The organism is Delftia sp. WSY_10, from assembly GCF_043104705.1.
Taxonomy (GTDB): Bacteria; Pseudomonadota; Gammaproteobacteria; order Burkholderiales; family Burkholderiaceae_C; genus Comamonas; species Comamonas tsuruhatensis.
Genome location: NZ_JBICKY010000013.1, coordinates 72949 through 86472, shown reverse-complemented (window position 1 = coordinate 86472; position 13524 = coordinate 72949). Strand labels below are relative to the sequence as shown.

13 protein-coding genes are annotated in these 13524 nt (G+C 68.4%); 8 read left to right on the top strand and 5 right to left on the bottom strand.

The window, feature by feature from the left end; all coding sequences use genetic code 11:
* Positions 1-13: 13 nt before the first annotated feature.
* On the bottom strand, positions 14-457 hold the full coding sequence (locus ACF8ML_RS06220; protein WP_392406141.1) for a hypothetical protein: 444 nt from the start codon (positions 455-457) through the stop codon (positions 14-16).
* A gap of 128 nt (positions 458-585) precedes the next feature.
* Here ACF8ML_RS06220 and ACF8ML_RS06215 point away from each other — a divergent pair, with 128 nt between their 5' ends.
* The 4 genes from ACF8ML_RS06215 to ACF8ML_RS06200 all read left to right on the top strand — a co-directional run bounded on the left by ACF8ML_RS06215 (position 586) and on the right by ACF8ML_RS06200 (position 4225).
* Entirely contained in the window at positions 586-885 is a 300-nt protein-coding gene (locus ACF8ML_RS06215) for a hypothetical protein (protein WP_016448111.1), read from the top strand.
* 83 nt (positions 886-968) lie between these two features.
* Positions 969-1886 carry an intradiol ring-cleavage dioxygenase gene (locus ACF8ML_RS06210; protein ID WP_392406142.1) on the top strand — a complete coding sequence of 306 codons (918 nt, stop codon included), beginning with the start codon at positions 969-971 and terminating at the stop codon, positions 1884-1886.
* Positions 1887-1898: 12 nt separating this feature from the next.
* Positions 1899-3533 (top strand): ATP-binding protein, encoded by a 1635-nt coding sequence (locus tag ACF8ML_RS06205; protein ID WP_392406144.1) that lies wholly within the window; start codon positions 1899-1901, stop codon positions 3531-3533.
* Positions 3530-4225 (top strand): response regulator, encoded by a 696-nt coding sequence (locus ACF8ML_RS06200; RefSeq protein ID WP_160854923.1) that lies wholly within the window; start codon positions 3530-3532, stop codon positions 4223-4225. The genes ACF8ML_RS06205 and ACF8ML_RS06200 overlap by 4 nt, the downstream gene beginning before the upstream one ends.
* A 27-nt stretch (positions 4226-4252) precedes the next feature.
* Here ACF8ML_RS06200 and ACF8ML_RS06195 read toward each other — a convergent pair whose 3' ends face one another.
* Both ACF8ML_RS06195 and ACF8ML_RS06190 read right to left on the bottom strand, forming a co-directional pair.
* Positions 4253-5563, bottom strand: a complete 1311-nt coding sequence (locus ACF8ML_RS06195) for an NtaA/DmoA family FMN-dependent monooxygenase (protein WP_392406145.1) — start codon at positions 5561-5563, stop codon at positions 4253-4255.
* Positions 5564-5582: 19 nt separating this feature from the next.
* Positions 5583-7532: a TonB-dependent receptor gene (locus ACF8ML_RS06190; RefSeq protein WP_223275245.1), complete on the bottom strand. Its 1950-nt coding sequence runs from the start codon at positions 7530-7532 to the stop codon at positions 5583-5585.
* Between the two features lie 358 nt (positions 7533-7890).
* Between ACF8ML_RS06190 and ACF8ML_RS06185 the strand changes: the two genes are divergently transcribed.
* Positions 7891-8682, top strand: a complete 792-nt coding sequence (locus tag ACF8ML_RS06185) for an IclR family transcriptional regulator (RefSeq protein ID WP_096916011.1) — start codon at positions 7891-7893, stop codon at positions 8680-8682.
* A gap of 30 nt (positions 8683-8712) precedes the next feature.
* Here the strand turns inward: ACF8ML_RS06185 and ACF8ML_RS06180 are convergent, their stop codons facing one another.
* Positions 8713-9528: an ABC transporter ATP-binding protein gene (locus ACF8ML_RS06180; protein WP_047472422.1), complete on the bottom strand. Its 816-nt coding sequence runs from the start codon at positions 9526-9528 to the stop codon at positions 8713-8715.
* A gap of 119 nt (positions 9529-9647) precedes the next feature.
* Here ACF8ML_RS06180 and fepB point away from each other — a divergent pair, with 119 nt between their 5' ends.
* Genes fepB through ACF8ML_RS06165 form a run of 3 tightly spaced genes read left to right on the top strand, consistent with a single transcriptional unit; the run spans position 9648 to position 12751 of the window.
* Complete coding sequence (gene fepB, locus ACF8ML_RS06175; protein ID WP_392406147.1) at positions 9648-10649, top strand: Fe2+-enterobactin ABC transporter substrate-binding protein; 1002 nt, start codon at positions 9648-9650, stop codon at positions 10647-10649.
* 3 nt (positions 10650-10652) lie between these two features.
* Positions 10653-11714: an iron ABC transporter permease gene (locus tag ACF8ML_RS06170; protein WP_333906803.1), complete on the top strand. Its 1062-nt coding sequence runs from the start codon at positions 10653-10655 to the stop codon at positions 11712-11714.
* A complete protein-coding gene (locus ACF8ML_RS06165; RefSeq protein WP_392406149.1) occupies positions 11711-12751 on the top strand; it encodes a FecCD family ABC transporter permease in 1041 nt (346 codons plus the stop codon). Before ACF8ML_RS06170 ends, ACF8ML_RS06165 begins: the two co-directional genes overlap by 4 nt.
* Before the next feature lie 46 nt (positions 12752-12797).
* Here the strand turns inward: ACF8ML_RS06165 and ACF8ML_RS06160 are convergent, their stop codons facing one another.
* The gene (locus ACF8ML_RS06160; RefSeq protein ID WP_088165090.1) at positions 12798-13169 is read right to left on the bottom strand and encodes a hypothetical protein; all 372 of its coding nucleotides are present in this window, start codon (positions 13167-13169) and stop codon (positions 12798-12800) included.
* Positions 13170-13524: the final 355 nt, after the last annotated feature.

Sequence of the window (13524 nt, the reverse complement as noted above, 5' to 3'; positions counted from 1 at the left end):
GCTGGGGCTGTGATCAGCGGGACGGAGTGGGTGCTGTTGCCGCTGGATCTGCAGCCTGTTGGCCGGACGACATCACCGCCTCCAGCCCGCTTCTCGGGAAGACCGGGCTGTAGTTCACCTGGATCTCGGAGAGCTTGTCATTCACCCGCGTCGTCATGAAATAGCGCGGCATGCCGAATCCCACTTTCATCACCAGACCGCGAAGCTCGGAGAGGGCACCGACCTTCACATCGGGATCGACCAGCACGGCAATGCGAACCGTACTTTTGGCATCGGGGGCTGCGGTCAGCTTCCTGGAGAGTGTGTTTCTCAACTGAGCCGGACTGACCCGCTGGCCATCCAGGCTGTACGGCCGATCATTGCCGCTTGCCGCATGCATTTCGATCACGGTCAGATCTGCAGCAAGAGCGGGTGGGCCGAGCAGGGCGGCCAGCAGCAGGAATCTTGTTGGTTTCATGGTTCTGTTGTGCGATGCAGAGCTTGTTGACCCACTCGCTCTGTGAGCTTGTACCAGCTCGTCCCCACTTCTCCCAATTTCCCCCCAGATTGGTCGCAAGAATTCCTTGGCAACTCCAGGAAAAGACCATGATTGATTTCTCGCAAACCAACGCTTCACGCATTCGCCCGGCCCTTGTGCTGGCTGTGGCGGCCTTCGCGGCGGCCTGCAGCCATGCGCAGGGCCACGGGGGACACGGCAATCCGCCGTCGCCGCCGCCCGAGGCCTATACGGCCTGCCAGGGCAAGGCCGAGGGTGACAGCGTGACGCTGACCATGCCCGATGGCAAGACGCTGGCCGGCACCTGCCGCAGCCTGAACGGGCAGCTGGTGGCCATGCCGGCTGGCGGGCCCGGCGCAGGCGGGCCGCCGCCCCATCCACAGCAGTGATCGCGTGGCCCGGCGGGCCACGCCGACGGGCTGTCTGCAACCCCACGGGCCTGCGCACAGGCCCTCATGAAAAAGCCATCCCCATGAACCACTCTCACGATGCCGATGATCTTGCCCACGACCTGGGCCTTCAGCACGATCTGCAAGTCATGGCGCGCCGCCTGTCCGAGCGCCGCCGCCTGTTGGGCCTGATGGCTGCCGGTGGCGCTGCCGCGCTCTTGTCCGCCTGCGGTGGCGGCGGAGGTGATTCCGGTGATTCGACAGGGACCGGCACGGGAACCGGAACAGGCACCGGTACTGACACAGGTACGGGCACCGGCACGGGCACGGCCACCACCACCTGCATGGTCGATCCCACGGAAACCGAAGGCCCTTACCCCGCCGACGGCTCCAACGGCTCGCGCGGCAGCCTGGTCAATGTGCTGTCGCAAAGCGGCGTGGTGCGCAGCGACCTGCGCAGCAGCTTTGGCGGCATGAGCGGCACGGCTGCGGGCCTGCCGCTGACGCTCAAGATCACCCTGGTCAACGTCAGCACCAACTGCAGCCCGCTGGAAGGCTATGCCATCTACCTGTGGCATTGCACCCGCGAGGGCGAGTATTCGCTGTACTCCACCGACCTGCTCAACCAGAACTTCCTGCGCGGCGTGCAGGCGACGGACAGCAATGGCGAATGCACCTTTGTGACCATCTTCCCGGGCTGCTATGACGGGCGTTGGCCGCACATGCACTTCGAGGTGTTCCGCAGCCTCAACACGGCCGGCAGCTACACCAACAAGCTGCTGACCTCGCAGATGGCCATGCCCAAGGACGTGGCCAGCGCCGTCTATGCCGGTGTCAGCGGCTACAGCGCCAGCGTCTCCAACCTGTCGCGGGTCAGCGTGACATCGGACAATGTCTTCGGCGACAACACCAGCGAGCAGATCGCCTGGCAGACGCCCACCTTCACCGGAGACACCACCAATGGCCACACCGCCACGATATCCATCGGCATTGCCGTCTGACGCAGCAACTGAATGAGCCTCCGCCTCCCGCGCCTGAAGCTGCAGCACAAGGCCTTCTTCGCCCTGGCCGTGCTGCTGGTGGCCCTGCTGCTGGTGTTTCTCGGCTTCTCGCGCCTGGGGCTGCAGCGGGGCCTGGGCCCGTACATGGCCGAGGTGGAGCTGACCGGCATGGACGGGCTGGCCGAGCGGTTGGTCCAGCACCATGAGCAAAATGGCGGCTGGGATGTGGCGCGCGCCAACCCCGGTTTCTGGCGCGACATGGTGCGCCCGGGCGCAGGCATGGGCCGGGGCTTTCCTGCGGGCGAGCCCGGGCCACGGCCCCCCATGCCCATGCCCATGCCGGAGCCGAGGCCTGGCTTTGAGGGAAGCCACGGTCCGGGGCCGGGCCCGGAGTTTCCGCCGCCACCTGGGCCGGAAGGCGTAGAGCCTGCCGATCGCTCAGAGCGCTCCGACCGTACAGACCGTACAGACCGCCCTGGCCCGCCGCCAGACCGCCCGTTCGGCGGCCCGTGGGCGCGCGTGGGCCTGCTGGATGCCCAGGGCCAGCTCATCTCCGGCATGGCGCCGCAGCCCGGTGCGGCGCACCGCGTTCTGCGCGCCGCCAACGGGCAGGCCATTGGCGAGATCGTGCTGTCCCCCGTGCAGACCGGGCAGGGCATGCAGCGCGACCTGGACCGCGCCTTCCTCGCGCAGCAGATGGACTTCGTGGCCTGGACCGGGCTGGCCGGCCTGCTGTTGGCGCTGCTGCTGTCGGCCTGGCTCACGCGGCGCTGGCTGGAGCCGCTGACCGCCTTTGTCGACGGCCTGCGCGGCATTGCGGCCGGGCGGCTGGACACGCGCGTGGCCATCAAGGGCGATGCGGAGCTGGCTCGCCTTGCGGAAACCTTCAACGACATGGCCGTGCAGCTGGCCACCATGGAAGCTTCGCGCCAGCGCTGGCTGGCCGACGTGGCGCATGAGCTGCGCACACCCCTGTCCACCATGCGCGCCGAGGTCGAGGCCGTGCAGGACGGCGTGCTGCCCATGGACGACCGCATGGCGCTGCGCCTGCACCGGCAGATCATGCGGCTGATACGGCTGGTCAGCGACCTGCGCGTGAGCCTGGACGACCCGCAGGCCCTGCACGGCTCGGGCCATGTGCCCGTGCATGTGCTGACCCTGCTGGGCGAGGCACTGGACGGCGCGCGGCCCGGCTTCGAGCAGGTGGGCATCGGCCTGGACCGCTCCACCGTGGACCAGCTGGCCGCGCGCGTTCCGCCGCCGCTGGTGCAGGGCGACCCGCACCGGCTGCACCAGGTGTTTGCCAACCTGCTGGAAAACAGCCTGCGCTACACGGCTGCGGGCGGGCAGCTGCAGGTGTCCGCCGAAATCGTCCAATTGCAGGACCGCAGCATGCTGCAGCTGCGCTGGGACGACACGGCTCCCGGCGTGGCCAGCCAGCACCTGCCGCGCCTGTTCGACCGCCTTTACCGCGTGGACGCCTCCCGCGTGCGCGACGGCGACGGCCTGGGCGGCTCCGGCCTGGGGCTGGCCATCTGCCGCACCATCGTCCAGGCCCATGGCGGCAGCATCGAGGCCGCCGCCTCGCCGCTGGGCGGCCTGCGCATCACGCTGTGGCTGCCCTTGCTGGAAAATCCCGCGCCATGAAGCCTGCCCGCATCCTCCTGGTCGAAGACGAGACCGACATGGCCGCCATCGTCATCGACTACCTGCGCCATGCAGGCTACGAAGTCGAGCACATCCGCCACGGGCGCGACGCGCTGGACCGCATGCTGCGCTCCCCGCCCGACCTCACTTTGCTGGACATCATGCTGCCGGGGCTGGACGGCCTGGACATCCTGCGCCAGTTCCGCCCCCACAGCGCCAGCCCCGTCATCTTGCTCACCGCGCGTGTCGAGGAAATGGACCGCCTGCTGGGCCTGGAGCTGGGCGCGGACGACTACATCTGCAAGCCCTTCGCCCCGCGCGAAGTCGTGGCCCGCGTCAAGGCCGTGCTGCGCCGCAGTGCCGGCCCCGGCCCCGCGCAGCAACGCCTGACGCTGCTGCCCGAGCAGGGCCGCGCCATGCTCAACGGCAGCGTGCTGCCGCTGACCAAGCGGGAGCTGACCTTGCTGCAGGCCCTGATGCGCCAGCCCGGCCGCCTGTACTCCCGCGCGCAGCTGCTGGAGCTGGCCTGCGCCGACACGCTGGACGTGAACGAACGCGCCATCGACAGCCACATCAAGAACCTGCGCAAAAAGCTCAAGGCGGCGGACGACCGCCATGAGTGGATTCGCTCCGTCTATGGCGTGGGCTTTGCTTTCGAGCCCGATGGCGGTTCCGACACGCGGGCGCAGTGAAGGCCCGGCGAGGGCAGGGCGCAGCCCCTACCTCGACTCGTCGAGGTGCTCCATGAACGTGGTGCCCGTGTAGCGGGAGCGGAACAGACCGGCCTCCACCAGGCGCGGCACCAGCTGCTCCAGCACGCAATGCAGGGACTCGACGGAGCCGCCGGGCGCGGCCAGAAAGCCGTCGACGGCGCCAGCGGCGCTCCACTCGGTGATCTGCGCCACGGCATCGTCCACCGTGCCGACCACCTGCCAGTGCGCGGCGGAGAGGATTTCCGGCCGCTGCAGCAGCTCGTCGATGCGCAATGATTCGCGTTCCATCAGGCGCCTGAGCAGGCCCGCATGCGTGCGGCTGGACGGGGTTGCCACGGGCGGCGGAAGGTCGGCTGCGGTGATCGGCCGGCCTGCGGGCCAGTCCGTCAGGTCCAGGCCGACCATGGCCTTGATCGATGCCAGCTTGCGGTCCCTGTCCACCCGGCCGTGCGTCTGCTGGAACATCTCCCGGGCCTGCTCGCGGGTGTCGGCCAGGTACAGGCTCAGGCCGGGCAGCAGGCGCACATCCTGCGCCTGGCGCCCATGGCGCTGGGCGCGCCGAGACAGGTCCCGGCGCAGCTCCAGCGCCGCGTCCAGGTCCGGCGTGGGGGCGAAAACAATGTCTGCCACCGATGCGGCAAAGTCGCGCCCTGTGCTGGACGCGCCCGCCTGCACCAGCGGAATGCGCGGGCCGCCGAACTCCGGCAGGTTCAGCGGGCCGCGCACCTTCAGGTGCGGTCCCTCGTGGTCTATGGGGTGGACCAGCGAGGCGTCGGCGTAGCGGCCGCTGTCCCGGTCGATCTTCAAGGCCTCGTTGGGGAAGCTGGCCCACAGCCGGCGCACCACGTCGGTGAACTCTGCGGCCCGCGCATAGCGTTCATCGGCATCGGGCATGGCCTGCAGCCCGAAGTTCTCGTGGCCCTGCAGGGCCGTGACGATGTTCCACCCGGCGCGGCCGTTGCTGATCCAGTGCAGCGACTGCAGCTGGCGCGCCACCGCATAGGGCGGAAAAAACGTGGTCGATACCGTGGACACCAGGCCGATGCGCGAGGTCTCGCGCGCCAGCGCGGCCATCAGCACCGTGGGGTCCAGGCTGGCGAAGCCCGCTCCCGTCTCCAGCGCCTCCATGGGCAGAAAGCTCACGTCGGGGCGGAAGACGAAGTCCAGGTGCGCGGCCTCGGCGCGCCGGGCCAGGTCCAGGGCGAAGTCGCTGGAGTACAGCCCTTCGATATTGCTGCCGGGCCGCCGCCAGGCGTCGCCGCTCAGCCAGGTGGGGGCCAGCGAAAGGCCGATGTGCAGGGGTTTGCGGGGTGTCATGTCTGCTGTCATTCCCATCTCAGAACGTTCCGCGCACGCCCACGCCGATCATGCGCGGCGCGGTCATGCTGGCCTCGATGCCGCCGATGCCGCGGTTTTGCTGCAGGTACGTCGGTGCGCGCCTGTCGAACACGTTCTTGATATAGCCGTACAGCTGCACGCGCGCGCTGTAGGCATAGGTCATGCGCAGGTCGGCGATGGTGTTGGAGCCGACCGCATAGGCGCGCGTGTTGGCGGTATCGGAGTAGTAGCCGTCCAGATGGCGCACCTGGCCGGAGACATTGAACCGGGGGCTGGCGTCCCAGCTCACGCCCAGGCTCAGGTTGTAGCCGGGCGAGCGGGCGAAGCGGTTGTGCTCGTAGCCGGGGTTGCTGCCCATTTCCTCGATGCGGGTGCGCAGCACGCCCACGCCGGCCTTGATCCGCAGGTTGTCCAGCGCGCGGTAGTCGGCGCCCAGCTCGAAGCCGTAGGCATGGGCCTTCTCCGCGTTGATGGTGTAGGACTGGGCCACGCCCGGGGAGATGACCACGGGGATGTTGTACTGCGCATCCCGCATGTCCATGTAGAACAGGTTGGTGTTGAGCATCAGCCGGTCATCGAGCAGGCTGGCGCGGCTGAACAGCTCGTAGTTCCAGATCGACTCCTTCTTGAAATAGGCCCACTGCCGGCTGGTGAGGTTCAGCGACACACCGCCCGGGTTGTAGCCCCGGCTGACCAGCGCGCCCACGGTCCAGCGCGGTGTGGCGGCATAGGCCAGGGACAGCTTGGGCAGCAGGGCCGAGAAGGTTTTCGTGTAGTCGAGGGCGGTGGGTGCCAGCACCGAAGTGCCGGTGCGCACCACCTCGTCCTGCTGGTAGCGCAGGCCGCTGGTCAGGGTCCAGCGGTCGGCCAGGCGCCAGTTCAGCTCGCCGAAGACGCCCAGGTTCTTCTTCGTGTCGTCGAAGGCGGACAGGCCGCGCAGCAGCAGGCTTTCGTCCGTGCCGGTGCGCGCGTAGTAGACGCCGCCGAAGCCGCTCAGGCGGTCCTTGTCGCTGCCCACCAGGGCGCGGAACTCATTGGAGACATTGTTCTGGCGGATATCGGCATCGCCCTCGCCGGGAATGCCCGTGTAGCGCTGCACGGACGAGCGCGAATACTGGGACTGGTTGACCAGCCGCACGCCGTTGCCCAGCTCGTAGCTGAGGTCGAGGATGCCGGTGTCGGTCTTCTGCTTCCAGCTGGGCATGGTCGTCGTCCAGTGCTCCAGCGCGCTGAACGGAGCGGACGCCGCCTCCTGGCTGGGGCGGTTGCTGTCGTTGTGGGAATAGGTGAACTTGGCCTCCAGGCCGGGAACGCTGCTGGGCAGCCACAGGAACTTCATGCGTGCGTTGAGTGCGCGGAAATCCTGATCGGCCTGGCCCCGCTGGAACTGCGGATTGGTGTAGTCGATGAAGGTATCGCGCCCCGAGTAGTCCACGGCCAGCCGCGCGGCCAGCTCCTCGCCCACGGGGCCGGAGACGGCGATGGACGCACGCCGCGAGTGGTAGTCGCCCGCCTCCAGCTGGTAGGCCCCTTCGCGCTTGAAGCTGGGGTCCTTGGTGTTCACGACGATGGCGCCCGCAATGGCATTGGCGCCCTGCGAGGTGGTCTGCGGGCCGCGGAACACCTCGATGCTCTCCACATCCCAGACCGAGGTCGCGCCGAAGAACATCTCGTTGTAGTTGAGGTAGTGCCCATCCAGGTTGATGGTGGCGCGCGGCACCGTGCCGCCCCAGAAGACGTTCTGGCCGTTGTTGGGGCCCTGCGTGTCCTGCCCGCGGATGATGGGCGCGCCCACCGTGTCGGTGTAGACCACGTTGGGCACATCGTGCAGCACCTCGTGGACCGAGGCATTGCCGGACTCCTGCCGGGCCAGGTCCTTGCCGGCCTTGACCGACACGGAGGAGGCCGTGTCCTTGAGTTCGCGCCTGACCTTTTCTCCGCTGACCACGACCGCTTCAAGCGCGTTGGACTCCCCCCCGGAACCCGATGCGCCCTGTGCGAAGGCGCCGGCCGGCGCCATCAGGGTAGAGAGTGCGATGGCGCCCGCCCGGGACGGGAGCCTGCGATGGAAACACAGCTTCACAGCATCTTCCTTTGATGAGAATGATTCGTATTTTTCAAAGGTCGCCATCATGCATTGAAATTCCACAGTAGGGAATGCATTCCCACATGCGGAAGAGAAAAACAGCGGCGAAATGGTGTGCGCGCACCCGTGCAGAGCCTTCGGCAGAGCCGGTATCATCGAGTCCGGCGGCGCCCGCGCCCCCACCTGCGATGCGCCTGGTACAGGCAAGAAAGCCCAGCCCTTGAAAACAACAACACCTCAGACGACAGCCGGCGAGAAGCGCTCCGGCACCATCCAGTCCGTCTCCATCGCCACCCGGTTTCTCATGGTCCTGGCCAATGCCGAAAGCGAACTGGCGCTGGGCGAGGTGGCCCGGCGAACGGGAACGGGGGGCTCCACGGCCCACCGCTACCTGCAAAGCCTCGTCAAGGAAGGCCTGGCCAAGCAGGACCCGGCCAGCGGCCTGTATGACCTGGGCAGCGCGGCGCTGAGCATCGGCATTGGCGCGCTCAAGCGTGTGGATGCGGTGGAGATTGCGGCGCAGCGCATGAAGGCGCTGACGCACAGCCATGCGCTCAGCGGCGGCGTGGCCATCTGGACCGACCGGGGGCCCACCCTGGTGCGCTGGTACCGCAGCGCCTACTTCTCGATCAACCCGCTGGCGCTGGGCGACATCCTGCCCATAGACAACACCGCCTGCGGCCTGGTGTTCCAGGCCTTCCTGCCCAAGGCCACCATCGACGCCGCACGGCGCCAGCAGCCCGCCCATTTCCGTGGCAAGCCGCCGGCCAAGGCCGTGCTCGACGAAGTGCGCGAGCGCTGCTGGTCCGAGATGACCAGCCACCTGCTGTCCAACGTCACGGGCCAGGCGGCGCCGGTGTTCGATGCGCAGCATGAAATCGTCTGCGCGGTCACCACCGTCTCGGACCTGGGCCAGCTCAAGTCACCGGAAGACCGGGTCGCACTGTTCCGCGAGGCCAGCCTGATCAACCAGTCCACGGGCGGGCGGGCCTTCAGCGCAGATTCGCCTTGAAAGCCGCGCCGGGAAGAATGGCCGGGCGCCTCAGTTCCCTGCGGCGCGCTCCACGGCATTCACGGCCCTGCGCCCCCTGGGCACCACCAGGGGTGTCCCCGACACAGGGTCTGCCATGATCACGGCCGGCAGGCCGAACACTTCCTGCACCAACTGCTCCGTGAAGATCGCCCCGGGCGCGCCCTGCGCGGCAATGCGCCCGTCGCGCATGGCGATCAGGTGCGAGGCATAGCGGCAGGCCTGGTTGAGGTCGTGCAGCACCGCAACCACCGTGCGGCCGGCGTCGTTGAGATCCGCCAGCAGCTCCATCAGCTCGATCTGGTGGGCGATGTCCAGGAACGTCGTGGGCTCGTCCAGCAGCAGGATCGGCGTCTGCTGCGCCAGCACCATCGCAATCCACACCCGCTGGCGCTGGCCGCCTGACAGCTCGTCCAGCAGGCGGTCGGACAGCGCTGCCACATCGGTGGCCTGCATGGCCTCGGCCACGGCCTGCTCATCCGCGTCCGTCCACTGCCTCAGGAAGGATTGATGGGGGTAGCGCCCCCGCGCCACCAGGTCCGCCACCGTGATGCCCTCGGGCGCCACCGCGCTTTGCGGCAGCAGGCCCAGGCGCCGTGCCACCTCCTTGGCGGGAAATTGCGAGATGTGCCGGCCATCCAGGATGACCTGCCCGGCCACCGGCACCAGCAGCCGCGACAGCGCGCGCAGCAGGGTGGACTTGCCGCAGGCGTTCGGCCCCACGATGACGGTGAAGGAGCCATCGGGAATGGCAAGGGACAGGCCCTGAGAAATCGTGCGCTCGCCGTAGCGCAGCGTCACCGCATCAGCACTCAGGCGCTGCGTCATGGCCGGTCATTTCCCACAATCGATAGGTCCTTCAGTGTTTGCAATGTGGAATGAATTCTACAATACGGAATACGCTGAAGACGCCGCCCTGGCGCCCGGCCCCGTCGCTTCGGATCGAGATGAACAGACTCCAACTTGCCGCCCTGGGCGCGGCCGCCGCACTGGCCGTGCTGGCCTGTGTCGCATGGTTTCCCCGCGCAGCCGTTCCCGTGGCGGGCGCCGCACCGCATACGTCGGATACATCGCATGCGTCGCATGCATCGGGTACGCCGGCTGCAGCACATGCAGACCATGCACCGCTGCCCCGGCGCATCGTCTCCACCTCGCCCAGCGTGACCGGCATCCTGCTGGCCATCGATGCGCCGGTCGTTGCGACCGCCGCGACCACGCCCAGCCGCATGACCGACGACAAGGGCTTTTTCTCGCAATGGGCCGCCGTTGCCGACAAGCGCGGCGTGCAGGTGCTCTACCGCAACCTGCAATTCGACATCGAGGCCGCCATCGGCGCCAGCCCCGACCTGCTGGTGGCCTCCGCCACCGGGGCCGACAGCGTGGCCCAGCACCGCACCGAACTGCAGGCGCAGGGCGTGCCCATGGTCGTGGTCGACTACTCCAGCCAGTCCTGGCAGGACATCGCCACCGAGCTGGGCCGCATCACCGGCCATGCGAAGCAGGCCGCCGCAGCCATTGCCCGCTTCGATGCCCATGTGGCGCAGACCGCCGCCTCCATCACGCCACCGGCCCAGCCCGTCAGCATCGTCGCCTACAACCTGGCCGGCAGCTACTCCATAGGCCGCGCCGCCAGCCCCCATGCGCGGCTGCTGGCCGCGCTGGGCTTCAAGGTGGAGGGCCTGCCGCCCGCGCTGGCCGCCCAGGTCACACGCGCCTCGGACTTCGAATTCATCTCCCGCGAGAATCTCTCGGCCGCCATCACCGGCGACGCCGTCTTCCTGCTCGGCGCCTCGCAGGGCGATGTGCAGGCCTTCCTGGACGATCCGCTGCTGGCCAACCTGCCCGCCGTTGCCGGGCGGCGCGTCTATCCGCTGGGCCCGACCTCGTTTCGCATCGACTACTACTCGGGGCAGCAGATGGTCGACGCCGTGGCAAGCCATTTCCGCTGAGCCATGCGTGCACGGCTCCAAGGCGCGGCGGCGCGGCCTGCCTCGCGTGCTCCGCGCGCTCCCCTGCAGTGCAGGCGTTGGCTGGGCCTTGCAGGCGGGCTGCTGGCGCTGGCCATCATCGCCGTGCTCGGCATCACCGTCGGCTCGCGCGACATTGCGCTGGCCGACATCCTCGGCGCGCTGCGGGCTCCGGACCTGCGTGATGACCAGCACCTGATCGTCAGCCTGCTGCGCATGCCCCGCACCGTGGTGGCCATCCTGGCCGGCATGGCGCTGGGCGTGGCCGGCGCGCTCATGCAGGCCGTCACCCGCAATCCCCTGGCGGAGCCGGGCCTGCTGGGCGTCAACGCGGGTGCGGCGCTGGCCGTGCTCATCGGCATGACGGCCTTCGGCCTGACGTCCGTGCTCCAGTACGTCTGGTGCGCCTTTGCCGGCGCGGGGCTGGCGGGCGCTGCCGTCTTCGCGTTCGGCCAGTCCCGGGGCGCGGGCGCGCACCCGGTGCGCCTGGTCCTGGCCGGGGCCGGCCTGTCGGTCATGCTCACCTCCAGCGCCGGCATCATCCTGCTCAACGCACCCCCGGAAGTCTTCGACGGCTTCCGCCACTGGGCGGCCGGTTCCCTGGAGGGCAGCGGCTATGCCAGCGCCGCCGTGCTGGCGGCTGCCGTGGCGGCGGGGCTGGCGGCGGCCTGGGCCATCGTCGGCCAGCTCAACGCCATGGCGCTGGGGCATGACGTGGGCCTGGCGCTGGGTGTCAATGTGCGCGCCACCGCGCAACTGGCCTGCCTTGCGGTCATGCTGCTGGCCGGGGCGGCCACGGCGGCCGTGGGGCCCATCGCCTTCGTCGGCCTGGTGGCGCCGCATCTTGCACGCCTCTCGTGCGGGCCGGACTACCGCTGGATACTGCCGCTGTCCGCGCTCTACGCGGCGGTGCTGCTGCTGGGTGCCGATGTGCTGGGCCGCGTCGTCGCGGCGCCTGCCGAAGTGGCTGCGGGCATCGTCGCCTGCCTGATCGGCGGGCCGTTCTTTGTCTGGGTGGCGTGCAGATACCGGTTGAGCAGGCTATGAAGACCTCCGTGAACACATCCGTCGTGCGCTGGGGAGCCTGTTCGTTTCTCTGGCGGCCCAGGCCGCTGGCCGTGGGCATGGCGCTGGTCGTGCTGGCCCTGGTGCTGGGTGTGCTGCTGCTGGGCACGGGAACCCTGTCCCTCAGCCCCGCCGAAGTGCTCGACAGCCTGCTGGGCACGGGCTCCAACCCCGCAGCAGAGCGCATCGTGCAGCGGGTGCGGCTGCCGCGTGTCCTCACGGCCGTCTTCGTGGGCGCGTCGCTTGGCATGGCGGGTGCCATCTTCCAGTCCATCTCCCGCAACGCGCTGGGCTCGCCGGACGTGATCGGCTTCACCACCGGCGCGGCCAGCGGGGCGATTGCGCTCATCGTGCTGGGTGACGCCGGGCCGCTGTGGACATCGCTGGCCGCCGTGCTGTCGGGCATGGCCACGGCGGCGGTCGTGCTTGCGCTGTCCGGAGGCCGGCGTGCTGCCGGCGGCTACCGGCTGGTGCTGGTGGGCATAGGCGTGGGGGCCACGCTCTCGGGCCTGAACACCATCTTGCTGGTCATGGGGGACCTGGACCGGGCCGTCGCCGCGCAGCGCTGGCTGGCCGGCTCGCTCAGCGCGCGGACCTGGGCGCATGTCGTGCCCGCCGCGCTGGGCTTTATCGCCATCGTGCCCGTCGTGCTGTGGTGCGCTCGCCGCATCAACCTGCTGGAGCTGGGCGACGATGCCGCCACCCAGCTCGGCGTCAACGTGCCGCGCACGCGGCTCACCATGGTGATGGCTGCCGTGGCCCTGACCGCCATTGCCACGGCAGCGGCGGGGCCCATCGCCTTCATCGCGCTGGCCGCGCCCCAGTTGGCCAGGCGCCTGGGCCTGTCGCCCGACGTGCCCCTGTTCACGGCGGCAGCCATGGGCGCCGTTCTGCTACTTGCGGCCGACATGCTCAGCCAGTGGGCACCCGTGCGCCTGCATCTGCCCATCGGGCTGGTGACGGGGCTGCTGGGCGGGGTGTATCTGCTGTGGCTGCTGTTTCGCACACGCAAGGGATAGACGGACGGGCAAGGTGCAACGGGGCGCAGACCCAGTACCTGCGGGACTACCTGACGCCCCGCGCCGCCCCAGGCCCCACCACGGTGTACACATGCCCGGCCTCTTCGGCAGCCACCTTGGCCGCCTCGCTGCGGCGCACCTCCGCCTGGTCCTCGTACTCGCAGTTCATTACCCGGGCCTCACTGCCCGCGAACTCCGCCAGCGATTCAGCGCTGTTGCGAATGGTCACCAGCGCCTGCGCCACCACGTCCAGCCGCTGATGGCCCTCGGGAATCTCCAGCCAGGCCAGCGCCAGCTGGGCCAGGGCGGAAACCTCGGCACAGCCTTGCTGCACGAAGCGGTCCATTTCGTGCAGCGCTGTTGCGAGCTTCTGGGCGTGGGTGTTTTCGGGGGGAGGGGATGGGGGGATGTGCTTCATGGGTTCGACTCTCCACGAAGCATTCCATTGGCATCTGACATTGCATCTCCTTCAGAAAGGGATGATGCTTGCCGGTTTTTCGTGACGCAGATACTACGAGTTGCGTAGCTGATTGACAGGGTGTTCAAGAAGATGGGGGCTGCCGGATGGACTTGAGGCAGGTGCCTACCAGTTTGTGGTTGGCCACGGGTCAATCGCTATGAGCTGGGGAAACACAGACCGGACCTCCTGACCGTGCGCAAGGTTCCGATGGCGTTCTTATATTCGGATACGGATAATAAGGCGGCGCAGTTGTCGCTCAAGAATATGCGATAAAAATTCAGTCATTGTGGAGAGAATATTTATATATTTTATT

What these genes read in the sequence shown, in the direction of transcription:
- ACF8ML_RS06220 (WP_392406141.1), bottom strand. Translation starts at nt 457, where the DNA reads ATGAAACCAACAAGATTCCTGCTGCTGGCCGCCCTGCTCGGCCCACCC.
- ACF8ML_RS06215 (WP_016448111.1), top strand. Translation starts at nt 586, where the DNA reads ATGATTGATTTCTCGCAAACCAACGCTTCACGCATTCGCCCGGCCCTT.
- ACF8ML_RS06210 (WP_392406142.1), top strand. Translation starts at nt 969, where the DNA reads ATGAACCACTCTCACGATGCCGATGATCTTGCCCACGACCTGGGCCTT.
- ACF8ML_RS06205 (WP_392406144.1), top strand. Translation starts at nt 1,899, where the DNA reads ATGAGCCTCCGCCTCCCGCGCCTGAAGCTGCAGCACAAGGCCTTCTTC.
- ACF8ML_RS06200 (WP_160854923.1), top strand. Translation starts at nt 3,530, where the DNA reads ATGAAGCCTGCCCGCATCCTCCTGGTCGAAGACGAGACCGACATGGCC.
- ACF8ML_RS06195 (WP_392406145.1), bottom strand. Translation starts at nt 5,563, where the DNA reads ATGACACCCCGCAAACCCCTGCACATCGGCCTTTCGCTGGCCCCCACC.
- ACF8ML_RS06180 (WP_047472422.1), bottom strand. Translation starts at nt 9,528, where the DNA reads ATGACGCAGCGCCTGAGTGCTGATGCGGTGACGCTGCGCTACGGCGAG.
- fepB (WP_392406147.1), top strand. Translation starts at nt 9,648, where the DNA reads ATGAACAGACTCCAACTTGCCGCCCTGGGCGCGGCCGCCGCACTGGCC.
- ACF8ML_RS06170 (WP_333906803.1), top strand. Translation starts at nt 10,653, where the DNA reads ATGCGTGCACGGCTCCAAGGCGCGGCGGCGCGGCCTGCCTCGCGTGCT.
- ACF8ML_RS06165 (WP_392406149.1), top strand. Translation starts at nt 11,711, where the DNA reads ATGAAGACCTCCGTGAACACATCCGTCGTGCGCTGGGGAGCCTGTTCG.
- ACF8ML_RS06160 (WP_088165090.1), bottom strand. Translation starts at nt 13,169, where the DNA reads ATGAAGCACATCCCCCCATCCCCTCCCCCCGAAAACACCCACGCCCAG.